Raw genomic sequence first — 24,132 nt, forward strand, 5'->3', positions numbered from 1 at the left:
CGGGGATAACAACCCCGCCCATCAGGCGCAAGGGATCAGCAGCACCCGGTCGAGGCAGCTTCGCCCTGTACAACAAACGGGCTATCCCCGCCGCAGCCTTCGAAAATCCCGTAATGTGTCGAGAAATCGCCGATAAACTCGAAATGTCGTTCAAAACGGGTGTCTTGCAGCATCATCCACGTGTTGCCACAGACCGGGAATACTTTGCCGGCCTCGATCGTATGGTGGTCATCCAGCACAAATTCATGCGGCGCATGCGGCACTGTGCCCTTGTAGATCACAGCCTGACCGTAATCCTCGCATGCAGGTTCCAACTCCGGCAGCTTGAACAGACGGTAGGTGGCCGAAATAAAGCTCAGCGGTGCGATCCGTTCTTCCAGAATTGGGTTCTCGATGGTCAAAGGCCGATGCGTCACCCGACGGGGATCGCCAAATCCGGCAGCACGCGACATCGACAGAAAATCGTTCCAATAGAGCGCACCCGACAGGCATTCGCCATACAGGATCTCATCCTCGGCCATCGCCTTGGGCACCCGGCGGTCGGCATAGACGTCCGAGAAATACATCTCGCCACCCTCTTTCAGCAGCCGATGCGCACCGCGCAGCACAGCAGCCTTGTCGGTCGCCAGATTGATCACGCAGTTTGAGACGATGATATCGAACGATCCCGGTTCGAGGTCCAGCTCATCCAGCTTTTCGATATAGCCGTGGTGAAACTCGACATTGCTGGCCGAATGTCCGAATGCCATCGCGTGATAGTCCTTATGCGCACGCGCCACGTCGAGCTGCTCAGGCGTCATGTCAACGCCGACGACACGGCCCTTTTCACCGACCATCGCGGATAAAGCATACACATCGCGCCCCGCACCACAGCCCAGATCCAGGATACGCATTCCCTCCAGATCCAACGGAGCAATCAGCCCGCATCCATAGTAACGTGTCAGCACATCATCATGAATTTGCGACAGAATTTTCTTGAAGTGATCCGGCATATCATCCGGAGTACAGCAGGCATTTGTTTGCAAATCCGCGCTGCCTTGCAACACCTCACCATAGTAGTTCTGCACAGCCTCGTGCTTCATCGGGGCAATCCTTTTGTCACTGGTCTTTTGCAGCTAGTGCAGCAATCCACACCACGCAATCCACCAGCGCCCGATCTGACGAAACCGTGACTGGGCTCAGGCGAGCAGGTCGAAATCGACGCCTGCGTGCACGCGGCCGTTCACTTGAATCTCCAACCGATGCGGCCCAGGAACCAACTTGAATGTTGTTGCATTGCCCTTCAGCTTGTGCCGCTTTCTAAGTGTCAACTGACCACCTGTAAGCTCGGCCTGTTTCAACTTGTGAACCTTGGGTGAGATCTTTCCGCCAGGCCGTTGGAAATGAACGATATAGTCGACCAAGACTGGCTGATCTTCTGCGCCGCTTAGGCGGGTTTCAAACTCCAGCGCTTCACCAATCCGGGCCGGACCGTTTACCTGAATCTCAACCGCAATATCTGCATCGGGATCGTATCCAAGCATCTTCATCGCCTTGGGATGCCCAGATTTCACAAGGCCTCGTAATGCATGAGATGTCATCCAGTTCAGTTCGTCCTTGTCCTGCCGCGCTGCCTTGCCCCAATCCCGCAGACGTTCCAGCACCAGATCGGGGTCTTTCTTGGTGATATCATTCAGATGATTGGCGACCGAGCGCGTCACATAGCGCGTCCGATCCCCGTGCAACCGGTCCAATAACGGCAATGGGTCTGACATTGCCAAGCCAACGGCCTGCCCCCACGGTAAACGCGGCCGCGTGCCCTCGCTGACCAGACGACGCACGTGATAGCTGGGATGGGTGCACCAGCCCTGCATCCGCGCCATGACCAGTTCGGAGTGGTGATTAAGGAACGGGCGGATCGCCCATTCCATCGAAAATCTCTGGGTCAGCTCTTCGAATACATCCAGCGCCAAAGCGGGATGATCCAGGCCGATTGCACAAACCCAATCGCCCAAGGGCGCAAAGATAAAGTCTCCGAAGTCATCATCACTTTTGGCGGGGTCCAGCGGAGGCGGCAGCGCCCGCAGAATGATCGGTGCCACTGCCGGCAAATCGCCAGGCACCGATTCTTGCAGACACTCTGCAATCCACGCCATACGCTCTTTCAGTTCAAGCTCGGGCAAACGCGACATCACTTTCGCCGCGAATGCTTCTTCTTTGAAATCGGAAACAGCATTGGCGAACAAGCCCGCAAGAAAGCTCACCTTTTCCGCGTTGAACAACTGATCTTTCAGAGAAAAGTTCTGTGCCATACCTACATCGTCAGATTGGTGCCACCACCGTCCAGCAAAATGTTCTGCCCGACAATGAACCCGGCGTGTTGCGAGCATAGAAACGCGCAGGTCGCCCCAAACTCTTCCCTCGTGCCATAGCGTCTCGCTGGGATGGTTGCAGCGCGTTCAGCCCGTGCCTCGGCCATCGAAATACCTTTCTGCTCTGACACCCCGCCATCCAGCGCGTTCGCGCGGTCGGTGGCGTGGATACCTGGCAGCAGATTATTGATCGTCACGCCATGTGGTGCCACCTGGCGCGATGTGCCCGCAACATAGCCGGTTAATCCAGTTCGCGCCGCATTTGACAGGCCCAGCACCGCAATCGGCGCGCGTACCGACTGCGAGGTGATATTCACCACGCGACCCCAGCCCTTATCCATCATGCCCGGCAGCAGAGCCTTCATGAAAGCTATGGGTGTCAGCATATTGGCATCCAGTGCTTTGATGAAATCATCACGCTCCCAGTCCGACCACATGCCGGGCGGAGGGCCACCCGCGTTTGTGACAAGGATATCAGCACCCTGCGCAGCACTTATCACCTCGGCCTGACCCTCTGGTGTGGTAACATCACAAGCCACTGTCTGCACGGCAACGCCATATGATGATCGCAAACGCGTGGCTTCAGCCTCCAACGTTTCGGCTCCGCGCGCGTTCATCACAAGATCAACGCCGGCTTCGGCCAACGCCTCGGCACAGCCCAATCCCAAGCCTTTGCTGCTGGCACAAACCAGCGCACGTTTTCCGCGAATTCCCAAGTCCATTCTGGCCCTCCCTATCTTCGGCACACATCTAACATCGGCCCGGCAAAGAAGGCCAGAATGGGATCTCGCGGATTAATAAAAGAACTCTTCACGCACGATCTTGCCATCGGCGACGTGATAGACACCGACCTCACGCATATCAAAGCTTTCACCGGTTTCTTTCACCTTGCCCTGCACTTCAAAGATCACGGCAAAGCGGTCGTCACCATGCGGATAAGGACCACTGACCGACGCGCCCGATACTTCATGAGCGCCTTCCCACCATTCGTGCTTGCCACGAATGGCTTCCAATCCGTGTGTCTCGCGCCCCATGCCCGCAAAATCCTGTCCCTCAACAGAAACAGCATCCGAGGCATAAAGCTTCTCGAGGTTCTCCTTGGCCCGGTTCTCGCGGCATCCAGCAACCAGTTCGTCTGCGATTTCTTTCAAATTCATTGGACCACTCCATATTTTGTTCACTATATGTTCTTATTGCCACAGCCACATGATTCGAACCACCCCCTTTGTCTTGCCTCAGTTGGATTCCCCGCCTATACGCGCGCTTATGCTTGATACTTCGAACCAACCCACCCTGCCGCCCGAGATCGCTCGTCGCCGGACATTCGCTATCATCTCGCACCCGGATGCGGGCAAGACGACGCTGACGGAAAAGTTTCTGCTGTACGGCGGCGCGATCCAGATGGCTGGACAGGTACGGGCCAAGGGTGAGGCACGGCGGACGCGGTCGGACTTCATGCAGATGGAGAAAGATCGCGGTATCTCGGTCTCAGCCTCGGCCATGTCATTCGACTACGGGAACTTCCGGTTCAATCTTGTGGACACACCCGGCCACTCGGATTTCTCCGAAGACACCTATCGCACCCTGACAGCCGTAGACGCCGCCGTCATGGTCATTGACGGTGCGAAAGGTGTGGAAAGCCAGACGCAGAAACTGTTCGAGGTCTGCCGCCTGCGCGATCTGCCGATCCTGACCTTCTGTAACAAGATGGACCGCGAAAGCCGGGATACGTTCGAGATCATCGACGAAATTCAGGAAATGCTGGCGATCGACGTCACGCCAGCCGCGTGGCCTATCGGCGTGGGTCGCGATTTCATCGGCTGCTACGATATGCTGCGCGACCGGCTTGAGCTGATGGACCGCGCCGACCGCAACAAGGTGGCCGAAAGCATCCAAATCAATGGTCTGGATGACCCTAAGCTGGCCGAGCATGTGCCCGCTGAATTGCTCGACAAGCTGCTGGAAGAGGTTGAGATGGCGCGCGAATTGCTGCCCAAACTCGACCCTCAGGCGGTGCTTGAGGGGCACATGACGCCGATCTGGTTTGGTTCGGCCATCAACTCGTTTGGCGTCAAGGAACTGATGGAGGGTATCGGCGCCTATGGTCCGCAGCCGCAGGTTCAGTCGGCTGAGCCCCGTCAGATCGCGCCCGATGAAAAGAAGGTCGCCGGTTTCGTGTTCAAGGTGCAGGCCAATATGGACCCCAAACACCGCGACCGGGTGGCCTTTGTCCGCATGGCCTCGGGCCATTTCAAACGTGGCATGAAGCTAACGCATGTGCGATCGAAGAAACCGATGGCAATATCGAACCCCGTGCTGTTCCTCGCCTCTGACCGGGAACTGGCCGAGGAAGCCTGGGCCGGAGACATCATCGGCATTCCCAACCACGGTCAGTTGCGCATCGGCGACACGCTGACCGAAGGTGAGGCGATCCGGGTAACCGGCATCCCCTCCTTCGCACCGGAATTGCTGCAAACGGTGCGCGCGGGTGACCCATTGAAGGCCAAGCATCTGGAAAAGGCCCTGATGCAGTTCGCCGAGGAAGGTGCCGCGAAGGTATTCAAACCTTCGATTGGGTCGGGCTTCATCGTCGGAGTCGTCGGTGCGCTGCAATTCGAGGTGCTCGCCAGCCGGATTGAGATGGAATACGGCCTGCCTGTGCGGTTTGAGGCGTCTCAGTTCACCTCGGCCCGTTGGGTCAGTGGCAACAAGGTTGAGATCGACAAATTCGTCAACGCCAACAAGCAGCATATTGCCCATGATCACGATGGAGATATCGTCTATCTGACGCGGCTGCAGTGGGACATCGACCGGGTCGTCCGCGATTATCCCGAGCTGAGCCTGACCGCGACGAAGGAAATGATGACCTGACGGACTCTCAGCGCAATCCAGAAGTGTCCACATGGGGGATTGTGTCCACGATCCGCGCCCCGCGTGAGGATATTTTGCGCTTTGCCGCCCACCACCTCGATATCGGCGCGGACCGGATTCACATCTTTCTGGACGAGCCGGTCCAGGGGGACATCTCAGCCCTGCGCGACCATCCCCGGATCCGGGTGCGTACCTGCGATGCGGCGTTCTGGAAGCGCCGCAGGCGTGAGAGGCCGGACAAACATCAGGTTCGCCAATCCTCGAATGCGAATTTGATCTACAACAGGACTGATCTGGACTGGGTCGCACATATCGATGTCGATGAGTTTTTGTGGCCAATGTCCCCGATCCCCGACCTGCTGCGCGACATTCCCGATGACATCCCCGCCGTCCGCGTCCGCCCGATTGAGGCGCTGGCGGGTGGCCAGGACCTCTACAAAGCGTTCATTCCCGAAGGTCAGAATCGACAAGCGCTGGTCGAAGCGCTCTATCCCAATTTCGGCACTTACGTTCTGGCTGGTTTCATGAGCCACATTCAGGGCAAACTGTTCGTACGCGGCGGTTTGAAAAAACTGAGCGACCGTATCCACAACCTCTATCAGCACGGTGAGTTTCTGCCAGTCAGAACCGAGCTTCCTCAGATCGATCTGTGTCATCGCCACGCCCCGGATTGGGAGCATTGGCTGGCGCATTATCGTTTCCGCCTCGAACGCGGCTCGTACCAGGCCAGCCCGGATCGCCCGCGAAAGATCGGTGCGCTAGACAGGTACGAATTGATCACCCTTCTGGAAACCGAATACGGGCTCGATGGCCTGCGGGAATTTTACGATGAAATCAGCGCTGCTGACCCGGAAGTGCTGGAACGGCTTGAGGATAACGACATGATCCGTCACCGGCCGCTTGATCTGGACCAAAAAGTCGCGAAACACTTTCCCGGAACCATCTGAATTGTTGCGGAAATCCTTGTTACCAGCAGATTTGCCACGGATTAAACCGACTTCATTTGACCCTGCCCCACGTTTTTGTTATGCCCGCGCCACAGCCGAAACGCGCATGGGGCGCATGGCCATCCGGGCCCGGCATTTTCAGACGCGCGGGCCAGGTCTAGTGTCCGCTTGAACCGGACATACATGACAAAGTTTAACGAACTGAACCTGAACCCGAAGGTCCTCAAAGCAGTTGAGGAAGCCGGATACGAAACTCCGACCCCGATCCAGGAAGGCGCAATTCCAGCCGCGCTGGAAGGGCGCGATGTTCTGGGGATCGCCCAAACCGGCACCGGCAAAACTGCCAGCTTCACCCTGCCGATGATCACATTGCTGGCCCGTGGGCGCGCACGCGCACGCATGCCACGCTCGCTGGTCTTGTGCCCGACGCGGGAACTGGCAGCGCAGGTGGCCGAGAATTTCGACACCTACGCCAAGCACCTCAAGCTGACCAAAGCACTGTTGATCGGCGGCGTTTCCTTCAAGGAACAGGATGCTCTGATTGACCGCGGTGTTGACGTGCTGATTGCCACTCCGGGCCGTCTGCTGGATCATTTCGAACGCGGGAAGCTTCTTCTGACAGGCGTTCAGATCATGGTGGTGGACGAAGCTGACCGGATGCTCGACATGGGCTTCATTCCTGATATCGAGCGCATCTTCTCGCTGACGCCATTCACCCGCCAGACGCTGTTCTTCTCAGCCACCATGGCGCCCGAGATCGAACGGATCACCGATACTTTCCTGTCGGCCCCCACCCGGGTCGAAGTTGCGCGTCAGGCCACCGCTTCGGAAACCATCGAACAAGGCGTAGTGATGTTCAAAGGTGGTCGCCGGGATCGTGAGGCCAGCCAGAAACGCAAGACCCTGCGCGCATTGATCGATGCCGAGGGCGACAAATGCACCAACGCGATCATCTTCTGCAACCGCAAGACCGATGTAGATATCTGCGCCAAGTCGCTGAAGAAATACGGCTATAACGCCGCCGCGATCCATGGCGATCTGGATCAGTCGCAGCGGATGAAAACACTGGACGGATTCCGCGATGGATCACTGCGGCTGCTGGTGGCTTCGGACGTTGCTGCGCGGGGTCTGGATATCCCCTCGGTCAGCCACGTGTTCAACTTCGATGTTCCCGGCCATGCCGAAGATTATGTCCACCGCATCGGCCGCACGGGCCGTGCCGGGCGCGAAGGCAAGGCAATCACGATCTGCTCGGGCCGCGATGAAAAGGCGCTGGCCGCGATCGAGAGCCTGATCCAGAAGGACATTCCGCGCATCGACAATCCGGTCAAGGCCGATGAGCCCAAGCCCGAGGCGCCAAAGCCAGAGAAGAAGGCCAAAGCGTCGGAATACAAAAAGAGCGAGAGCCGCAAAGAGCGAGAGCCCAAAACCCGTGGTCGTGGGCGTCGCGACGATGGCGGGCCAGCAGTTGTAGGCATGGGGGATCACCTCCCCAGCTTTATCGCTCTCAGCTTTGATGAGCGTCGCGCTGGCTAGATTGTCAGCACAAGCGCCAATATCGACAAGCCAAGCAACGTCATCCCGGCGATCTCGCGACGGGTGATGGTTTCACGGAAAAACAGCAGCGATGCGATCAGGCTGAGGATCAGTTCGATCTGACCCAAGGCCTTTACATAGGCTGCGTTCTGCAACGTGAAGGCGAAGAACCAGCAAAACGAACCACAGAGGCTGGTCAGGCCGACAAAAACACCGGTCCGGCGAGTCTCCCACACCGCGCGCAGCTCGGCCCTGTCTCGCCAAAGCAGCCACAGCCACATACTGAGAAATTGGAACGTTACCACGACGGCCAGCGTCACAAGTGCTCGGAACCACGCATCGATGTCGCCCAATTGCAAAGAGGCACCGCGATAGCTGACCGAGGAGAATGCGAATAACACGCCTGACCCCAGTCCAAGACGCGAGGCTTTGTTTGTCAGATGTTGCCACCAAGCGCCGCTGCCTCCGGGCGTTTTTGACAACAACAGGACGGCCAGCAACCCAAGCAGTATTGCCCCCAGCGCCCCGGTAGAGACCTGATCGCCGAGGACAAGGAACCCCACAATAGCGGTTTGAATCACCTCAGTTTTCTTAAACGTAATCCCTACCGCAAAGTTGCGCTGCTTGAACAATGCCACAACGCAGATCGTGGCCAATATCTGTGTGGTCCCGCCGATGACAGCAAATATCCAGAACTTCGCCGTCAGCGCTGGCAGTTCGTACCCCGTCGCGGCCAAAGCAATGAAAAGCCCCAGCAAGGCCAATGGCATGGAATAGGCGAATCGTGCAAATGTCGCCCCGGCTGCCGAAAGCTTCACGCTGCTCAGGGATTTCTGCAGCATGAACCGCACCGTCTGGAACGATGCGGCCGCGATGGTGACGGGAATCCATAAACTCATGGCTTCCCTTCTGTCGTTAAATCAAGGCTTTGGCCAGAGCGGATGCGCCACCGGATCCTTGGCGCGCCAGAAGTACTCTCGGAATATCTGCCCGTACGAACGGTAGACATAAGCCTCGTTACAGGCCAAGTATCTTTCCTTGCCCGTGCGGTAGAGTGCAGGCAATCGGTACCAAGGTGCTGATGGGTTCATATGATGAACGACGTGCAAGTTATTGTTCAAAAACAGAAATGCAAGGATGCCACGGTCTTCTACGATCACTGTGCGCGCGCGCGATTTCTCATGCGCGCGGTGTTCCAGGAATGTGCGGATCTTGACCAGTCCCAGCCCGATATATGCTGAAAGGGCGAAGGCCCAGATCGGCATTTGCGAAAGCGCGACGATCCAAAGAGTCGCGACAACGCCTGGCATATGCAGCGCCCATGCCAACAAAATCGCCCGATCTCCGCGAAGTGCACCACGCAGTTCATCCCGCAAGAACGCAACCTGCCCGATCGCAGGCCCCAGAACCATCCGCCCCAGCAAAGTATTGTTCACTTGATACATCCGTCTTTGCCATCGAGCCAGAGACGCCCAGACCTGCGGGTCGAGATAGTTGGTCTCAGGGTCATCATAGGGATCGGTTAGGTTCGCGTCACAGTGATGCGCCAGATGCAGGTCCCGAAACCGATTGTAAGGAATGAACAAAGTCAGCGGCAGCGCCATCAGTGCCTCATTCAGCCATTTCTGGCGAAAGGGGTGCCCGTGCAGCGCCTCATGCGTCAGCGAGGAATGCAGAGCGGCTACCAGCCCCATGAAGAGGATCGCCAGCCACAATAATATGCCTGCCAGCCAGAAAATCGCAGCAAGCCAAGCGGAATAACACGCGATAATTAGGGCAAATGTCGCCCATTCGGGCGATTTGGGTGTGACCGGCTCAGCCATTGCGGCCCCACGAAATTCCGGCCCAGATACGCTCGTAAATCACATACATGGTCAAACCAATGGCCGTATTGACCAGTGCAACCATCCCTCCAAGTGCTGCTGAACCCGTGGCGATCAAACCAACCAGCGTCATCATCGCCAGCCCCATCGCATTCCACACCAGCGCCTTCACGACCGACCTGCGTCGCGTTTCCATTCCAGACCCCATTCTTATTTTTGTAACACCAGCGTTACAGACAGAGCCAAGGGTCGTGAATTCTGAATATGATTAACAATTCTCACCAAAGGTGATATTAATCATCACATGATTGATAAAATCGACAAACGGGATCGCGCCCTGCATTTTCGCCAGCGCCTGGCCCGAGCGATGCAAGAGCGCAATGTCAGCCAAAGCGCCCTGGCACGCAGCATCGGGGTTGACCGATCTACCGTTTCGCAATTGCTGACCGGGGCGGGGGCACGCCTTCCGAATGCTCATGTCGTCGGCAGCTGCGCCTCGGCGCTTGGGGTTTCCGCCGATTGGCTTCTTGGGCTTTCCAACCGACCCGAAAGCGCGGCAGAACTATTGGCCAGTTCCCTCACCCTAACCGAGGCCGCCCGGGCATTGGTTGATGAGCGCATTTTTGAATGGCATCAAGAGGCCGCCGGCTACAAGATACGCTACGTTCCGGCTACCCTGCCCGACATGCTCAAGACCCGCGCCGTGCTTGAATGGGAATACGCTCCGCATCTCGGCCGTACTGCAGATCAAGCCATTGGCGCCTCGGCAGACCGGCTGGCATGGATGCGCAGCGCCCAGTCCGATTATGAGATTGCCATGCCGTTGTACGAGCTTCACAGCTTTGCCTATGCCACCGGTTACTACGAGGGACTACCGCTTCAGGTCCGATTGGATCAGATCGATCACCTGCTGTCGGTGTGCGAGCAGCTTTATCCACGTCTGCGCATCTATCTATTTGATGCAAAACGTCTTTACTCTGCCCCCGTCACGATATTCGGCCCACTTCTTTGCGTGTTCTATGCCGGAAGCCACTACATGGCTTTCCGAGACCGCGACCGGATTGAGGTCTTTACGCTCCATTTCGACCGGCTGGTTCGAGAGGCGGATATGACCGCGCGTGATTTTCCGGACCATCTGCAGCAATTGCGCTCAGAAATCTCTCAGACATGACCTGGGCTGAAAGCTGTAGTATAGTCACTTGGCGCGAAACTACAGACATTCCGATCTGAGATGGAGGATGACGGGAATGGACGCACTCAAAACCGCTGAATACGCACGTGCCCTTTATACGGCCCATGGCGATCGGGCCGAAGCCGAAGCTGCGCAGAAAATGCGCGAATGTGAAGCCGCCGGAAACCAGCAGGAGGCGCAGGACTGGCAAGCCGTCCGCAGCGCCATCCGCCAGATTCGGGGGCCAAATCAGGGCTGATTCACAGTTTCGGGTCAGGATTGACCGTATGACCATCCACCGCGATTACCTGACCCGACACCAGCCTCGCTGCATCTGAAGCCAGGAATACAGCCATGTTCGCAATGTCCTGCGCCTCTACAAAGCGGCCCATGGACGTGCCCGAGGCATAGCCGTTGTAAACCTGATCCCGAGTCATGCCCTTGGCATCGGCCTCGCGCTGCAACACGCCCTCCATGCGTGGTCCTTCAACCGAACCCGGGCAGATCACATTGCAGCGGATACCGTGCGGCCCAAGCTCCATCGCCAGCGTTTTGCCTAATCCCACCATGCCCCACTTGGCCGCCGCATACGGCGCGCGGTTGGGGTATCCGTACTGGCCTGCAGTCGATGAAGTGATCAAGATCGCGCCGCTGCGTTGCTGTTTCATCAGAGGTGCGGCGTATTTAGAGCACAAAAATGACCCCTCTAGATTGATGGAAAGGCATGACCTCCAATCCGTCAGGGAAACGTCCTCAACCGCTGCGGTGGGACCCGCTATCCCTGCATTCGCACAGAGCACATCAAGCCCGTCCCATTCGGTCTCAAGGTCAGTAAACGCAGCCGCGACAGCATCCTCATCCGACACATCAAGCTGGCTTTGCTTCCAATGCGCCGGGCAATCCGCCAACGCATCCGCATCAACATCCGCAACCCAGACCTGAGCCCCGGCAGCATCAAACGCTTCAGCCATGGCCCTGCCGACGCCAGAGGCGCCTGCGGTAATCAAGACCCGGCTGCTCATGCGGGCTTGCGGATCGCCGCGCCCGCGCCTTCGGGATAAGGCAACCCGGCCTGCGCCTCGGCAACCCGTGCCATCGCGGCCTCGATCTCTGGTGAAGGTGGGCTGGGGCGTCGGGTCTCAAGGCTGACATGCAAAAGAAAGCTTTCGCCTGTGGCCAACAGCGTTTCACCCTCGTACATGCTGTGGAAGACATGCAGCTTCTTGCCCTGCCCTAACAGCATCTGCGTACGGCATTCGATCCGCGACCCCGCATGGGACTCCTGCATGTAACGGATGTGATTTTCGGCAGTGAAATAGCTGCCGCCTGTCGCGATATACTCCATATCGCAGCCAATGATTTCCATGAAACGATCCGTGGCTGCTGCAAAGGCCTCCAGATATTTAGCTTCATTCATGTGGCCATTGTAGTCGGTCCAATCCAGCGGAACGGCGCGCGACAGCGTGAGGATCGGCTGGCTCAGATCCGCCTCGTCCAGCGTCGGCAGCGCTCCTGGCTTCAAGGCCGCATCATGCTGGTTCAATACCGCCCCTGCACCATAGTTCTGGGCCTTCAGCGCCCGCATCATACCAACGAGGTTATTGTCCCGGATACGCTCCAACTCGCGAATCGAGTGCTTGCCAGACTGCGCATCCGACTGATCCGCAATCAAGTCGACCAGTTCGTCGGTGAACTCAGGCACGTCCATGAGCTTGGTCCAGGGCCATTTCAGCGCCGGGCCGAACTGAGCCATGAAATGCCGCATCCCGGCCTCTCCACCGGCCACGCGATAGGTTTCGAACAGTCCCATCTGGGCCCAACGGATACCAAAACCCATGCGGATGGATTCATCGATCTCTTCGGTCGTTGCGATGCCGTCTTTCACCAGCCAAAGCGCCTCGCGCCACACCGCCTCGAGGAACCGGTCAGCAATATGCGCGTCGATTTCCTTCTTGATGTGCAGCGGGAAGAACCCCACCGAAGTCAAAAGATCTTTGGCCCGCGCGATCAAGTCAGGTGAATTCTTGTCGGTCGGAACCAGTTCGATCAGTGGTAGCAGGTAGACCGGGTTGAACGGGTGGGTCACCACGATCTGCTCGGGTCGCAACGCGCCTTCCTGTAACTCCGAGGGCTTGAACCCGCTGGTCGAGGACCCGATGATCGCATCTGGATCACAAGCCCCCTGCAAGCTCTTGTAAACCTTCAGCTTCAGATCGAGCCTTTCCGGTACGCTCTCCTGAATCCAGATCGCACCCTGAACTGCCTCACTGAGATCGTCATGAAAGCTCAGCGTCCCTTCGAGAGGCAGAGGTACATCGCTCAACCCCGGCAAAGAACGACGCGCGTTATCTAACACCTCACCGATCTTCCTCTCGGCTTCAGGGTCGGGATCGTATACCCGAACATCCCATCCGTTCAGCAGGAACCGGGCAGCCCACCCGCCACCGATCACTCCGCCTCCGATGATTGCTGCTGCTTTTGCTTGCTGTTCTTTGCCCACGATCCGCCTCTTCATCTGGCCAAAAATATCTCGGGGGTTTGGGGGCTGGCCCCCAATCCGCGACTACTTCGCAACCGGAGCCCGCTTAGTAAGCCCCAGCTTTTCACGTACTTCCTGCGGCCCGATCACCCGCGCGCCCATGTTTTCGATGATGCTGCCTGCACGCTCGACCAACTGCCAGTTTTCGGCCAGAACACCCTTTTCCAGCCACAGGTTGTCCTCCAGCCCGACGCGCACATTACCGCCCGCCAGAACCGAGGCCGCGACATACGCCATCTCATTGCGCCCCAGCGAAAACGCGCTGAACGTCCAGTCCTCCGGCACATTGTTCACCATCGCCATAAAGGTGTTGAGATCATCCGGAGCCCCCCACGGCACCCCCATACATAGCTGGACCAGAGCGTTCGGTTCCAGAACCCCCTCTTTCACCAGCTGCTTGGCGAACCACAGATGGCCGGTGTCGAAGGCCTCGATCTCGGGCTTCACGCCCAGATCGGTCATCATCTGCCCCATCGCCCGTAAGGCGCCGGGCGTATTGGTCATCACATAATCGGCCTCGGCAAAGTTCATCGTGCCACAATCCAGAGTACAGATTTCAGGCAAGCACTCCGCTACATGTGCAACACGTTCAGTCGCGCCGACCAAATCTGTTCCGGCCTCTGCCAAAGGCAGCGGATTTTCGATCCCGCCGAACACCATGTCTCCGCCCATGCCCGCCGTCAGGTTCAGAACCGCGTCTACTTCGGCGTCGCGAATGCGGTCCGTGACTTCACGGTACAGCGCCAGATCACGTGAAGGCGCACCGCTCTCGGGGTCGCGCACATGGCAGTGCACCACGGCCGCACCGGCTTTCGCTGCAGCAATTGCACTATCGGCAATCTGCTTCGGCGAACGCGGCACATGTGGGCTGCGATCCTGTGTCCCGCCCGAGCCGGTGACGGCACAGGTGATAAAGACTTCGCGGTTCATTTCCAAAGGCATGGCGTTATCCCCAGCTTATACCCGGTTTTACCGTGGGTTTTCCCCAGGCTTCTCCCCGGATTCCGATTTGCGTCAACGCCAACTCTGACGCAGCCTTGAGGGAACCACTTAGCAAAATGCGAATCAGACTTGATGAAATCCGCAAAAAACATACTGCAGCCCGAACATCGCGCCCTGAAAACGGCGGTGCTGGTGCTGGACGAATGCAACACACTCAGCTTCGCGGCCGCCGTCGATCCGATGCGTGCTGCCAACCGACTGGCGGATCGGCCCGCTTTTGATTGGGACTACGTCACGGCAACCGCAGAACCCGCGTTGCTGACCAGCGCTCTGAATGTGCAGGGCATTCCCCTGGCCCGGTTGCAGGGCTGCGATCTCTTGATCGTAGTTGCCGGATTCCAATTGGCCCGTCATGCGACGCCCAGCCTGCTCGCCGGGCTCCGCAGGATCGCGGCCACCGGTGCAACAATCGCCGGGATAGATGGCGGCCCCTGGTTACTGGCTGAGGCTGGATTGCTCGACGGTCACGCGGCGACGACCCATTGGGAGGATTTGGAGAACTTCGCTGCGCGCTTTCCCAATGTCGATGTGCGCCCTGACCGATTTACCGTCTCCGATACACGCCTAACCTCCGGCGGCGCCGTCCCGGCGATCGATATGATGCTCCATATTATTGCTGCACGTCATGGCGCGGGCTTTGCCGCCCGCGTGTCCGGGCTATTCCTCTATGAAGGTACGTCTCAGCCCTCAAAACCACAAAGCCGCACCGGTGCGCCGCACCGTCACACCGCGCTCACTGCCAAAGCCAACTCATTGATGGAATCCTCACTGGACGACCCCCTGTCCCTTGCGCACATCGCCGATAGACTCGGCACTAGTACGCGCACCCTGCAGCAGCAGTTCCGCCTGCGCCTGAATACAACTCCACAGGATCATTACCTGCAACTCAGACTGGCCGAGGCCCGCCGTCTGGTTACCGATACCGACCTGCCGCTGATGGACGTGGCGCTGGCCACCGGCTTCGCCTCGCAATCCAGCTTCGCCCGCGCGTTCCGAACCGCCCACGGCCTCACGGCTCGCGACCTCAGGCAAGACCGTACGCAACCAACCCATCACTGACACGATCCAACTTCATCTGGCATAAAATACCTCGGGGGAGTCGCCAAAGGCGACGGGGGCAGAGCCCCCATCCCTTCAATATGGCATCGGAAACGCCCGATGCGCCGCACTGATCTCGGCCATCACTTCGGACGACAGCTTCAAATCCTTACCCGCCAGAATATGTTCTAGCTGCGCTACATTTGTCGCGCCAAAGATGGTTGAGGCCATGGACGGACGGCTGCAACACCACGCCAGTGACATGTGGATCGGGTCCAGCCCATGCCGCGCGGCGACATCCAGATAAGCCGCCACTGCATCAAAAACGCGATCTGTTTTGCGCCCGCCCATATTCGGCACCAGCGCCATGCGTGATCCTTCTGGAACAGCACCACCTTGATATTTCCCAGTCAGGAAACCTGCCGCCAACGGTGAGAATGATAGTAACCCGACATCTTCCAGAAGACACAATTCAGCCAGGTCGGTATCGAATAACCGGCAGAGCAAAGAATATTCGTTCTGGATCGACGCGACCCGAGGTCCACTAACCTCATCCGATGCCCGCAACCACTGAGCGGTACCCCAAGCGCTTTCATTCGACAGACCAAAGGCGCGGATATTGCCCTTGTCCACCTGCGCCTGCAGAGCGATCAGGCTTTCGCGCATCTCGTCCATAATCTCGTCCCGGTTGTGACCCGAGGGTGCATAGTCCCAGTTCTGTCGGAACATGTAGCTGCCACGATTTGGCCAGTGGAACTGATAGAGATCTATACAGTCAGTCTGTAGACGACGCAGTGAACCCTCTATCGCCTCAGGTATGGTCTCTTTCGAGATTGGGGCGCCATTGCGCGCATGCACGAACCCTTCACCAGAGTGTTTCGTGGCCAGCACATAGTCCCCGCGCCGCGAAGGATTGGCGGCATTCCAATTGCCAAGAATCTCTTCGGTCCGCCCGACCGTCTCTGCCGAGATCGGGTTCACCGGATACATCTCAGCCGCGTCGACAAAGTTGATCCCACCCGCAAGCGCCATGTCCATCTGGCGGTGCGCCTCAGTTTCCGAGGTCTGAGTACCAAAGGTCATTGTCCCAAGACATAAATCCGACACCATGATCCCGGTGCGGCCCAAAGGCTTCATATCCATTTGAAATCTCCTAAAATATATTTGTGGCCGATCAAGCCTCGGCCTTTTTCTCCCATCGTCCGGATTCCTCGGACCAATACTGTGCCGAACACCCCGCCCCGGTCAGAGCCTTCCACTGCCCGCGCGCATGTTGAACCGCCTCCGGATCATTCCCGTCGAACAGAATGCAGACACGCTCCATGGTCGAAACTTCCTCCGCCTCAACCGTTGCCCCATCGACAGCCATTACACAGGTCGCGCCATTTGCTGCCCCTTGGCCGGTCGTCAGCAGAACGGGCTGTGCCGCGTCGTGCGGGCCACCTTCGCGGCCATGCGGCAGGAACCCGTCCTCAGGTCCCAGCCACAACTTCTCATCCAGCCAGTCCATCCGCGCAGGGTCGACACCCCGCACGGCAATCCGCCATCCGGCCTGCCGTGCCTTGTCGAGCAGCACAGGCAATGTGTGCTCCAACGGCTGACGGGTCAGGTGGTAGAAATAGACGGCACCCATGCGCTTACTCGAAATTGTCCTGCACGAACCGGCTTAGCGCGCGGACGCCCCAGCCCGTGGCCCCTTTCGGCGCATAAGAGGTCTCGGAAGAGACAGAGGCCACACCTGCGATATCCAAGTGAATCCACGGCGTCTCTTCCTTGACGAAACGCTGCAGGAACTGCGCTGCGGTGATCGAACCTGCGGGCCGCCCGCCCACGTTCTTCATATCCGCAATGCGCGATTTAAGTTGTTTGTCGTAGCCTTCACCCAAGGGCAGCCGCCATGCGCCCTCGTCCTCGGCCTTGGCCGACTTCAGGAAGGCGTCGCAGAAGGTGTCATTGTTTGAAAACACACCGGCATTCTCATGCCCAAGACCAATGATGACCGCGCCCGTCAGTGTGGCCAGATCGATCATGCCCACCGGCTGGAACCGATCCTGCGCGTACCACATGACGTCACACAGAACCAAACGACCCTCGGCATCGGTGTTGATGATCTCGACAGTGTCGCCTTTCATCGAAGTGACCACATCGCCCGGGCGAGAGGCATTGCCCGAGGGCATGTTTTCGACCAACCCGACCAGCCCCACGACATTGGCTTTGGCGTTGCGCTTGGCCAACGCTCGCATGGTTCCGGCAACAACACCCGCGCCGCCCATGTCCATGGTCATGTCTTCCATGCCTCCGGCCGGCTTAAGCGAGATACCGCCGGTATCGAACACGACGCCCTTACCGACCAAGGCCAGCGGCGCGTCATCCTTGTCGCCGCCGTCCCATTGCATCACCACAACTTTTGAGGGGCTGACCGAGCCCTGCCCGACGCTCAGCAGCGTACACATGCCCAGTTCGGCCAGCTTGTCCTCTTCCAGAACCTCGACCTTCAGGCCCAGCGATTCCATCTCGACCAATCTGTCCGCGAACTCAGTTGTCGTCAGCACATTCGCGGGTTCATTTGTCAGATCTCGTGTCATGCGCACACCGTCTGCGACGGCATAGAGCGGCGCAAAGTCAGCTTCGGTCTCCTCCGGCTTGGAGTGACCGATGGTGATCTCACCCGCCGGGTCTGAGTCCTTGGATTTGTGGACATCGAAATCGTAGGCACGCAGTACCATGCCCAAGGCTACCTCTTCGATACGCGCGTGATTGGCGGCCATGACCAGCACGGGTTTGCCCGCTACAGCTTTCGCCAGATTGGCCCCGGCCTTGCGTGCCTCGTCAGAGTCGGGGCGACGCGGCAACACCAGAATATCCAGCGCCTCGGCCACCATTCCGGCAGGCCAGGCCAGCGAAATAACATTACCCGATTTGACCTTGCTGAACCGCTCGCTTTCGACCAGCCGCGCAACCGCGCCTTTGGTCAGGCGATTGGCTCGACGCGCGGCGGGGCTCATCTTGCCATCGGCGGGAATGAGAATGGCCACGCGCCCTTCGGTTTGCGCTATCGCATCAAGGTCAAAGGGGGTGAATCGGACGGGCACAAGACTGCTCATATCATTCTCCTGAAAAATGCGTTGCCCAAGACCTAGCCCGCGCAGCCACCGTTGACCAGATAGCAGTTTTCCCCGCCGGGCAATTGCATTATGGTCGCGCGAAAATAACGGCAGGCTCGGGGGAGAGAACGTGACACCAATCGGCAGTTACAGGCCGTCGCGCATGATTCCATGCCCGATTGTGATTCTTGGATGCCGGGGTCTGACGGGGATGCCCACGTGATCCTCGACCGCTATTTTGCCCGCCGCTTTATTCAAAGCTTTCTTGTTATCGGCGGTATTTTTCTGACCTTGATGATCCTGATCGATCTGATCGAACAGGTGCGGCGGTTCGATGGTGTTGACCTATCCTTTGGCCAGTTGCTGCAACTGACGTTGCTGAACACACCGGCCGCGATCAGCGAGATGTTACCCCTGCTGATGATCCTGGCCACCATCGCGCTGTTTGTCGGCCTCGCCCGCAGCTCCGAACTGGTGGTGACCCGCGCAATCGGGCGATCCGGTATCCGAGCCCTGCTAGCGCCCGTGTTGCTTGCGCTGACCATCGGCGCACTTGCTGTGACTTTGCTGAATCCCATCGCGGCCGCGACGTCGGAAGAGTTCCAACGTTTGTCCGATGGCTATCGCAACCAGGGTGGTTCAGCCCTGTCCATCAGCCGCGAGGGGTTGTGGTTGCGCCAGAGCTCAGCCAACGGTCAGTCGGTGATTCACGCAACCGGCACTGTCAATGGCGACCGGTTCGCCCTGCGGAACGTGACCATCACAACGTTCTCATCCGACGGCAAGCCGAACCAGCAAATCTCGGCCCAGAAAGCTGATCTGGAGGATGGATTCTGGACCTTGCATCAGGCCAAAATCTGGCCCATTCAGGACGACCTCAATCCCGAAGCAAATGCCACCAGCCATGAGATCCTGAACCTACCCACAACGCTGACCAGAGACCGGATTCTGGACACTCTCGGGCAAAAGGATTCAGTTTCGGTCTATGATCTGCCGCAGTTGATTCGTGATCTGGGCGAGGCGGGATTTTCAACCAAGCAATATGAGGTCTGGCTGCAAGTACAACTTGCGCGACCCCTGTTTCTGGTTTCGATGGTTCTGATCGGGGCCGCCTTCACAATGCGCCATGTCCGGTTCGGCGGCACCGGAGTTGCCGTGCTGACCGCTGTATTGCTGGGGTTCGGTATCTACTTCATCCGGAATTTCGCCCAAATTCTTGGCGAAAACGGGCAATTACCTATTCTGGTCTCGGCCTGGGCCCCACCCTTTGCGGGCATTCTACTGTCTCTGGGCCTGTTGCTCCATGCGGAGGATGGCTGATGCGCTCCGTCCTGTCTTTGTTGCTGTCGAGCGCACTGATCCTCTCGCTGCCAGCAGCAGTTGCCGCACAGTCCGAACCAGAAGGTGCCGCCAGCGAGGCTGACGCGACTGAACAGAATCAACCCGCCCTACTGGTGGCCGATGAGATATTCATTACCCCGGATCGCAAACTGGTCGCAGAGGGGAATGTCGAGGCCTTCCAAGGCGACGTCAAACTGACAGCGCAAAGCGTCACCTATGATCGCGAAACCGGCGAGTTGACCCTGACCGGCCCAATCCGGATCGATCAGGGCGGAAACAGCACATTGCTGGCCGATTCCGCGCAGTTGGACAGCGGGATACAAAATGGCCTTTTGATGGGTGCGCGCATGGTCTTTGACCAGCAAGTGCAGATCGCCTCAGTCCAGGCCACCCGTGCGGCAGGTCGCTACACGCAATTCAGCAAGGTCGCCGCAACCTCATGTCATGTCTGCGCGAATGGCAGACCCCCGATCTGGCAAATTCGCGCCCGTAAAGTGACCCATGACCAGCTTGAACGGCAGCTCTATTTCGAAGGCGCACAGTTCCGAATACTTGATGTCCCGGTCTTCTACTTTCCCACGCTGCGCCTACCCGACCCGACACTTGAGCGGGCGACCGGCTTTCTCGTGCCGTCGATCCGCACCACTTCGCAACTGGGCACTGGCGTTCAGGTGCCGTATTTCTTCAAGATCGGAGATCACAAGGACCTGACTCTGACGCCGTATCTGTCGTCCAAGACCCGCACACTTGGGTTTCGTTACCGACAGGCATTCAAACGCGGGCGCATTCGGCTGCGGGGCTCTTATACACGCGACGACCTGCAGCCCGGTCAGGATCGGGGGTATTTCTTCGCCGATGGCCGGTTCGGTCTTGGAAATGACTACCGGCTGACATTCGACATCAAAACAACTTCGGATGACTCGTATCTGGCAGATTACGGCTTGCCCGATTTTGACCGCCTTCGTAGCGAAATTGCACTTGAGCGGATCAAGCGTGATACGGCGTTCAGAACCAGCTTCATCCACTACAAGTCCCTTCGGGATAGCGAAAATCAGGATGAAATCCCATCGCGTGTCTTCGACATCAACTATCGAAAGCGACTCTTCCCCAGCACCTTAGGAGGTGAAGTTGAACTAAGCCTCGATGGTCACACCCACACGCGAACCAGTGACGAAGATATTATTGGTCGCGACGTCGCCAGGGCAACATTCGATGCGGAATGGCTGCGCAACTGGACCTTTGCGACCGGATTACGTGCAGAAGCATTGGTGGGCGCGTCAGTGGATACGTTCAATATCCGCAATGACAGCGAGTTTCCGAACAATGTAACCCGCTCGACCCCGCGTGCAGCTTTTACCCTGCGCTACCCCATGCTGCGCCGCGAGCAGTCCGGTGCAACACAAATCCTTGAGCCAATCGCGCAAATTGGTTGGACGCATGTTTCGAACAATGACGTTCCCAACGATGAAAGTACCTTTCAGGAACTCGATCAGGGCAATCTTTTGTCCCTTTCGCGCTTTCCGGCCCCCGACCGCCGCGAAGACGGTGCAACAGCCGTTGTGGGCCTGAACTGGTCTCGGTACAACGCTGACGGCTGGCGGGCGCTGGCGACAATCGGACAGGTCTTCCGGTCCGATGCGGATCCGGATTTCACGCTCACATCGGGGCTGCAGGGTACCAAGTCCGACATTCTGCTTGCCGGGCAATTGAATAACGGCAAGGGGCTGACATTGGCCGCGCGTGGGCTTTTAAACAGCGATTTCAGTTTTACCAAAGCTGAAATTCGTGCAGGCTGGTCTAGTGGAGATACGGCAATCTCCGGCGGTTACATCTGGCTCGAACCTGATCCTGCTGAAGCGAATAATGATGAAATCTCGGAATTACGGGTGAGCGGTCGCTACCGCGTAGATCAGAATTGGTTGACCCGAGCCAACGCACGCTATGATTTCAGCGAATCTGAACCACTCCGCCTTGGGTTCGGCGTGACCTACGAAAATGAGTGTGTGCAGGTAAATGTGAACGTCAACAGACGCTTTACCTCCACATCAAGTATTGAGCCTTCGACAGAATTCGGCTTTACCGTTGCCCTGACAGGGTATTCCGTCGAAGGCGATGGACAGAAGTTTAAGAGAAGATGCAGTTGATCTCAGGTTTCACAAAATCTCTCCGCTCTGGCTGCCGTAGATCGGTGCTGCCGGTGCTGGCTGCCGCGCTTGTTGCAATGGCCACACCACAGGTCCAGGCTCAAAGCCTGTTCTCGCCTGCAATCCGGGTCAATCAGGACATTGTCACCTGGTATGAGCTTCAACAACGTCAGCAGTTTCTCGAACTGCTCGGCGTTCCGGGCAGTTCCGAGCGCGAAGTCCGCGAAGCCTTGATCGAGGATCGTTTGCGCAAACAGGCGATGCGCGATGCCGGCATCGAAGCCGCGCCCGAAGATATCCAGACCGGGATTGATGAATTCGCCTCGCGTGGCAACCTCAGCAGCGAAGAGTTTCTGCAACTGCTCAACGATGCGGGCGTATCAAAGGAAACCGTACGGGATTTTGTCGCCGATCAATTGTCCTGGCGCGACTTTGTCAGTACCCGCTTTCTGTCGCAGGCTCGCCCCTCGGAAGATGAGATCAACCGTGCTTTGGGTCAGGGTGGCGGCGGCGGCCTGCAGGTTCTGTTGTCCGAAATTATCATTCCGGTAACACCGCAGACCCTGGCGCAGGCTGAAGCCCTGGCCGATGAAATCTCACAGCTTCCCGATCAAGACAGCTTTTCTTCGGCTGCTACGCAATACTCTGCCGCTGCCACACGCGAGAATGGCGGGCGACTGGATTGGCTGTCGCTCAACAACCTGCCTCCGGCCCTGCAACCCGTCATTCTGGGCTTGAAAAACGGTGAGATCACTGACCCACTTTCGCTCCCGAACGCCGTGGCTCTGTTCCAGATGCGCGGCATCCGCGAAGTTGCCGCAGGTGCCCCAACCTATTCCGAGATCGACTACGCGATCTACTACCTTCCCGGCGGCCGCAGCGCCGAAACGCTTGCAAAAGCCGAAAAGCTCAAGGAAGAGATCGACACCTGCGATGACCTCTACGGCATCGCCAAAGATCAATCGCCCGACGTGCTGGAACGCCTTACCCAAAGCCCCTCGGCGATTCCACGCGACGTAGTGTTTGAGCTGGCCAAGCTTGATCCAAATGAGGCATCGGCCACGCTGACGCGCAACAACGGGCAGACGCTGATGTTCCTGATGCTGTGCAATCGCACCCGCAACCTGGGCGAAGATACCACCCGTGTGGACGTGGCAAACGCACTGACCCAGCAACGGTTACAGGCCCTTGCAAACAGCCTGCTGGAACAGCTGAGGGCCGACGCTGTCATCATCGAACAATGATCGCCCCAATCGCGCTAAGCTGTGGTGAGCCCGCCGGGATCGGACCCGAAATCGCAGCCAAAGCTTGGGCAGCCCTGCGCGATACCTGTCCGTTCTTCTACATCGGCGACGCATCACATTTGCCCGATGGAACACCCATTACCCGGATCGCCGACCCGTCTGAGGCAATATCGGCCAGCGCCTCGGCCCTCCCGGTTCTGCATTTCGACTTCCCCGCCCCGAACACGCCCGGCCACCCTGATCCGGCTAACGCACTTTCGGTCATCGATTCTATTGAAAAGGGTGTTGAGTTGGTGAGTTCCGGTGCAGCTTCTGCACTTTGTACCGCGCCGATCCACAAAAAGGCGCTGATCGACGGTGCGGGCTTTGCCTTCCCTGGCCATACCGAATTTCTTGCGGCGTTGGCAGGCCGGTCGCGCGTGGTAATGATGCTTGCCAGCGAACAGCTCCGCGTGGTTCCGGCCACCATCCACATCCCGCTCTCCCAGGTCCCAAGCGCACTCACCCCAGAAGTGCTGCAAGAAACCATCGAGATCACCGCCCAAGGCCTGCGCACCCAATTCGGCATCCCCCACCCTCGCATCGCCATCGCGGGGCTGAACCCCCATGCTGGCGAAGGCGGGAAAATGGGTACGGAAGAGCTTGACTGGATCGCGCCACTGATCGCAGACCTCAATCCAGTCGATTGCACCGTGACCGGACCCCACCCGGCAGACACTATGTTCCACGCCGCGGCGCGCACGCGATATGATGCCGCGATCGCGATGTATCACGACCAGGCCCTGATCCCGATCAAGACACTGGATTTCGACCGCGGTGTGAACGTAACCTTGGGCCTGCCCTTCGTCCGGACCTCGCCGGATCACGGCACCGCTCTGGACATCGCGGGCCAAAGCCGCGCGACCGCCACCAGCCTGATCGAGGCCCTGAAACTCGCCCAGCGAATGGCGCAGTCCCGCTAATGCTTCATCTGGCCCCAAATACCTCCGCCGGAGGCAAAAAAATCTCTGGCGCTCTCCCC

General features: G+C 58.2%; 23 protein-coding genes. 10 read left to right on the forward strand and 13 right to left on the reverse strand.

What is annotated here, in order from left to right; genetic code table 11:
• Positions 1–35 precede the first annotated feature (35 nt).
• The 4 genes from ACR0KC_RS03570 to ACR0KC_RS03585 all read right to left on the reverse strand — a co-directional run bounded on the left by ACR0KC_RS03570 (position 36) and on the right by ACR0KC_RS03585 (position 3,508).
• Complete coding sequence (locus tag ACR0KC_RS03570) at positions 36–1,082, reverse strand: methyltransferase domain-containing protein (RefSeq protein WP_480704990.1); 1,047 nt, start codon at positions 1,080–1,082, stop codon at positions 36–38.
• Positions 1,083–1,178: 96 nt separating this feature from the next.
• A complete protein-coding gene (locus ACR0KC_RS03575; RefSeq protein ID WP_480704991.1) occupies positions 1,179–2,291 on the reverse strand; it encodes a hypothetical protein in 1,113 nt (370 codons plus the stop codon).
• A 2-nt stretch (positions 2,292–2,293) separates the two neighbouring features.
• Entirely contained in the window at positions 2,294–3,073 is a 780-nt protein-coding gene (locus ACR0KC_RS03580) for an SDR family oxidoreductase (RefSeq protein ID WP_170396789.1), read from the reverse strand.
• A gap of 72 nt (positions 3,074–3,145) precedes the next feature.
• Entirely contained in the window at positions 3,146–3,508 is a 363-nt protein-coding gene (locus tag ACR0KC_RS03585; protein ID WP_170396787.1) for a SnoaL-like domain-containing protein, read from the reverse strand.
• Between the two features lie 109 nt (positions 3,509–3,617).
• Here ACR0KC_RS03585 and ACR0KC_RS03590 point away from each other — a divergent pair, with 109 nt between their 5' ends.
• The 3 genes from ACR0KC_RS03590 to ACR0KC_RS03600 all read left to right on the forward strand — a co-directional run bounded on the left by ACR0KC_RS03590 (position 3,618) and on the right by ACR0KC_RS03600 (position 7,705).
• Positions 3,618–5,222, forward strand: coding sequence for a peptide chain release factor 3 (locus tag ACR0KC_RS03590; protein ID WP_170396785.1), 1,605 nt, complete (start codon positions 3,618–3,620; stop codon positions 5,220–5,222).
• 41 nt (positions 5,223–5,263) lie between these two features.
• Entirely contained in the window at positions 5,264–6,169 is a 906-nt protein-coding gene (locus tag ACR0KC_RS03595) for a glycosyltransferase family 2 protein (RefSeq protein WP_170610967.1), read from the forward strand.
• Between the two features lie 183 nt (positions 6,170–6,352).
• Complete coding sequence (locus ACR0KC_RS03600) at positions 6,353–7,705, forward strand: DEAD/DEAH box helicase (RefSeq protein WP_480771486.1); 1,353 nt, start codon at positions 6,353–6,355, stop codon at positions 7,703–7,705.
• Here the strand turns inward: ACR0KC_RS03600 and ACR0KC_RS03605 are convergent.
• Genes ACR0KC_RS03605 through ACR0KC_RS03615 form a run of 3 tightly spaced genes read right to left on the reverse strand, consistent with a single transcriptional unit; the run spans position 7,702 to position 9,724 of the window.
• Positions 7,702–8,604: an EamA family transporter gene (locus ACR0KC_RS03605; RefSeq protein ID WP_480704995.1), complete on the reverse strand. Its 903-nt coding sequence runs from the start codon at positions 8,602–8,604 to the stop codon at positions 7,702–7,704. The two genes, ACR0KC_RS03600 and ACR0KC_RS03605, sit on opposite strands and share 4 nt — an antisense overlap.
• A gap of 21 nt (positions 8,605–8,625) precedes the next feature.
• Positions 8,626–9,528: a fatty acid desaturase gene (locus ACR0KC_RS03610; RefSeq protein ID WP_480704997.1), complete on the reverse strand. Its 903-nt coding sequence runs from the start codon at positions 9,526–9,528 to the stop codon at positions 8,626–8,628.
• Positions 9,521–9,724 carry a DUF2061 domain-containing protein gene (locus tag ACR0KC_RS03615; RefSeq protein ID WP_039535902.1) on the reverse strand — a complete coding sequence of 68 codons (204 nt, stop codon included), beginning with the start codon at positions 9,722–9,724 and terminating at the stop codon, positions 9,521–9,523. The genes ACR0KC_RS03610 and ACR0KC_RS03615 overlap by 8 nt, the downstream gene beginning before the upstream one ends.
• Before the next feature lie 108 nt (positions 9,725–9,832).
• Between ACR0KC_RS03615 and ACR0KC_RS03620 the strand changes: the two genes are divergently transcribed.
• Positions 9,833–10,699 (forward strand): helix-turn-helix domain-containing protein, encoded by an 867-nt coding sequence (locus ACR0KC_RS03620; protein ID WP_170396773.1) that lies wholly within the window; start codon positions 9,833–9,835, stop codon positions 10,697–10,699.
• A 76-nt stretch (positions 10,700–10,775) separates the two neighbouring features.
• Entirely contained in the window at positions 10,776–10,958 is a 183-nt protein-coding gene (locus tag ACR0KC_RS03625) for a hypothetical protein (RefSeq protein ID WP_170396771.1), read from the forward strand.
• A 1-nt stretch (position 10,959) separates the two neighbouring features.
• Here ACR0KC_RS03625 and ACR0KC_RS03630 read toward each other — a convergent pair whose 3' ends face one another.
• The 3 genes from ACR0KC_RS03630 to bcoG all read right to left on the reverse strand — a co-directional run bounded on the left by ACR0KC_RS03630 (position 10,960) and on the right by bcoG (position 14,180).
• Positions 10,960–11,721, reverse strand: a complete 762-nt coding sequence (locus tag ACR0KC_RS03630; protein ID WP_480771487.1) for an SDR family oxidoreductase — start codon at positions 11,719–11,721, stop codon at positions 10,960–10,962.
• Entirely contained in the window at positions 11,718–13,199 is a 1,482-nt protein-coding gene (locus ACR0KC_RS03635; protein WP_480704999.1) for a carnitine 3-dehydrogenase, read from the reverse strand. The genes ACR0KC_RS03630 and ACR0KC_RS03635 overlap by 4 nt, the downstream gene beginning before the upstream one ends.
• A gap of 63 nt (positions 13,200–13,262) precedes the next feature.
• Positions 13,263–14,180: a 3-dehydrocarnitine:acetyl-CoA trimethylamine transferase BcoG gene (gene bcoG / locus ACR0KC_RS03640; RefSeq protein ID WP_480705001.1), complete on the reverse strand. Its 918-nt coding sequence runs from the start codon at positions 14,178–14,180 to the stop codon at positions 13,263–13,265.
• Between the two features lie 132 nt (positions 14,181–14,312).
• On the opposite strand from bcoG, the gene ACR0KC_RS03645 reads away from it, so the two are divergent.
• Positions 14,313–15,299 (forward strand): GlxA family transcriptional regulator, encoded by a 987-nt coding sequence (locus ACR0KC_RS03645; protein WP_480705003.1) that lies wholly within the window; start codon positions 14,313–14,315, stop codon positions 15,297–15,299.
• Positions 15,300–15,374: 75 nt separating this feature from the next.
• Here ACR0KC_RS03645 and ACR0KC_RS03650 read toward each other — a convergent pair whose 3' ends face one another.
• From ACR0KC_RS03650 to ACR0KC_RS03660, 3 genes are read right to left on the reverse strand one after another with little or no spacing between them, the layout of a single operon-like run.
• Positions 15,375–16,421, reverse strand: a complete 1,047-nt coding sequence (locus ACR0KC_RS03650; RefSeq protein WP_480771488.1) for an aldo/keto reductase — start codon at positions 16,419–16,421, stop codon at positions 15,375–15,377.
• Between the two features lie 31 nt (positions 16,422–16,452).
• On the reverse strand, positions 16,453–16,911 hold the full coding sequence (locus tag ACR0KC_RS03655; protein WP_170567077.1) for a DNA polymerase III subunit chi: 459 nt from the start codon (positions 16,909–16,911) through the stop codon (positions 16,453–16,455).
• Between the two features lie 4 nt (positions 16,912–16,915).
• Positions 16,916–18,382, reverse strand: coding sequence for a leucyl aminopeptidase (locus ACR0KC_RS03660; protein WP_480771489.1), 1,467 nt, complete (start codon positions 18,380–18,382; stop codon positions 16,916–16,918).
• A 219-nt stretch (positions 18,383–18,601) separates the two neighbouring features.
• Here ACR0KC_RS03660 and lptG point away from each other — a divergent pair, with 219 nt between their 5' ends.
• The 4 genes from lptG to pdxA are packed head-to-tail and all read left to right on the forward strand — an operon-like array spanning position 18,602 to position 24,073.
• Positions 18,602–19,702: an LPS export ABC transporter permease LptG gene (gene lptG / locus ACR0KC_RS03665; protein WP_170646596.1), complete on the forward strand. Its 1,101-nt coding sequence runs from the start codon at positions 18,602–18,604 to the stop codon at positions 19,700–19,702.
• Entirely contained in the window at positions 19,702–21,867 is a 2,166-nt protein-coding gene (locus ACR0KC_RS03670; RefSeq protein WP_170422029.1) for an LPS assembly protein LptD, read from the forward strand. Before lptG ends, ACR0KC_RS03670 begins: the two co-directional genes overlap by 1 nt.
• Positions 21,858–23,111 carry a peptidylprolyl isomerase gene (locus ACR0KC_RS03675; RefSeq protein ID WP_480705008.1) on the forward strand — a complete coding sequence of 418 codons (1,254 nt, stop codon included), beginning with the start codon at positions 21,858–21,860 and terminating at the stop codon, positions 23,109–23,111. The genes ACR0KC_RS03670 and ACR0KC_RS03675 overlap by 10 nt, the downstream gene beginning before the upstream one ends.
• Positions 23,108–24,073, forward strand: a complete 966-nt coding sequence (pdxA, locus tag ACR0KC_RS03680) for a 4-hydroxythreonine-4-phosphate dehydrogenase PdxA (protein WP_480705010.1) — start codon at positions 23,108–23,110, stop codon at positions 24,071–24,073. Before ACR0KC_RS03675 ends, pdxA begins: the two co-directional genes overlap by 4 nt.
• Positions 24,074–24,132 lie beyond the last annotated feature (59 nt).

The organism is Ruegeria sp. CF3, assembly GCF_056537365.1.

Coding starts and splice junctions, on each gene's coding strand:
- ACR0KC_RS03600 (WP_480771486.1), top strand. CDS start 6,353: ATGACAAAGTTTAACGAACTGAACCTGAACCCGAAGGTCCTCAAAGCA.
- ACR0KC_RS03620 (WP_170396773.1), top strand. CDS start 9,833: ATGATTGATAAAATCGACAAACGGGATCGCGCCCTGCATTTTCGCCAG.
- ACR0KC_RS03645 (WP_480705003.1), top strand. CDS start 14,313: ATGAAATCCGCAAAAAACATACTGCAGCCCGAACATCGCGCCCTGAAA.
- ACR0KC_RS03650 (WP_480771488.1), bottom strand. CDS start 16,421: ATGGATATGAAGCCTTTGGGCCGCACCGGGATCATGGTGTCGGATTTA.
- ACR0KC_RS03630 (WP_480771487.1), bottom strand. CDS start 11,721: ATGAGCAGCCGGGTCTTGATTACCGCAGGCGCCTCTGGCGTCGGCAGG.
- ACR0KC_RS03585 (WP_170396787.1), bottom strand. CDS start 3,508: ATGAATTTGAAAGAAATCGCAGACGAACTGGTTGCTGGATGCCGCGAG.
- bcoG (WP_480705001.1), bottom strand. CDS start 14,180: ATGCCTTTGGAAATGAACCGCGAAGTCTTTATCACCTGTGCCGTCACC.
- ACR0KC_RS03675 (WP_480705008.1), top strand. CDS start 21,858: ATGCAGTTGATCTCAGGTTTCACAAAATCTCTCCGCTCTGGCTGCCGT.
- ACR0KC_RS03570 (WP_480704990.1), bottom strand. CDS start 1,082: ATGAAGCACGAGGCTGTGCAGAACTACTATGGTGAGGTGTTGCAAGGC.
- ACR0KC_RS03590 (WP_170396785.1), top strand. CDS start 3,618: ATGCTTGATACTTCGAACCAACCCACCCTGCCGCCCGAGATCGCTCGT.
- ACR0KC_RS03625 (WP_170396771.1), top strand. CDS start 10,776: ATGGACGCACTCAAAACCGCTGAATACGCACGTGCCCTTTATACGGCC.
- ACR0KC_RS03670 (WP_170422029.1), top strand. CDS start 19,702: ATGCGCTCCGTCCTGTCTTTGTTGCTGTCGAGCGCACTGATCCTCTCG.
- ACR0KC_RS03615 (WP_039535902.1), bottom strand. CDS start 9,724: ATGGAAACGCGACGCAGGTCGGTCGTGAAGGCGCTGGTGTGGAATGCG.
- ACR0KC_RS03655 (WP_170567077.1), bottom strand. CDS start 16,911: ATGGGTGCCGTCTATTTCTACCACCTGACCCGTCAGCCGTTGGAGCAC.
- ACR0KC_RS03605 (WP_480704995.1), bottom strand. CDS start 8,604: ATGAGTTTATGGATTCCCGTCACCATCGCGGCCGCATCGTTCCAGACG.
- ACR0KC_RS03660 (WP_480771489.1), bottom strand. CDS start 18,382: ATGAGCAGTCTTGTGCCCGTCCGATTCACCCCCTTTGACCTTGATGCG.
- pdxA (WP_480705010.1), top strand. CDS start 23,108: ATGATCGCCCCAATCGCGCTAAGCTGTGGTGAGCCCGCCGGGATCGGA.
- ACR0KC_RS03610 (WP_480704997.1), bottom strand. CDS start 9,528: ATGGCTGAGCCGGTCACACCCAAATCGCCCGAATGGGCGACATTTGCC.
- ACR0KC_RS03580 (WP_170396789.1), bottom strand. CDS start 3,073: ATGGACTTGGGAATTCGCGGAAAACGTGCGCTGGTTTGTGCCAGCAGC.
- ACR0KC_RS03575 (WP_480704991.1), bottom strand. CDS start 2,291: ATGGCACAGAACTTTTCTCTGAAAGATCAGTTGTTCAACGCGGAAAAG.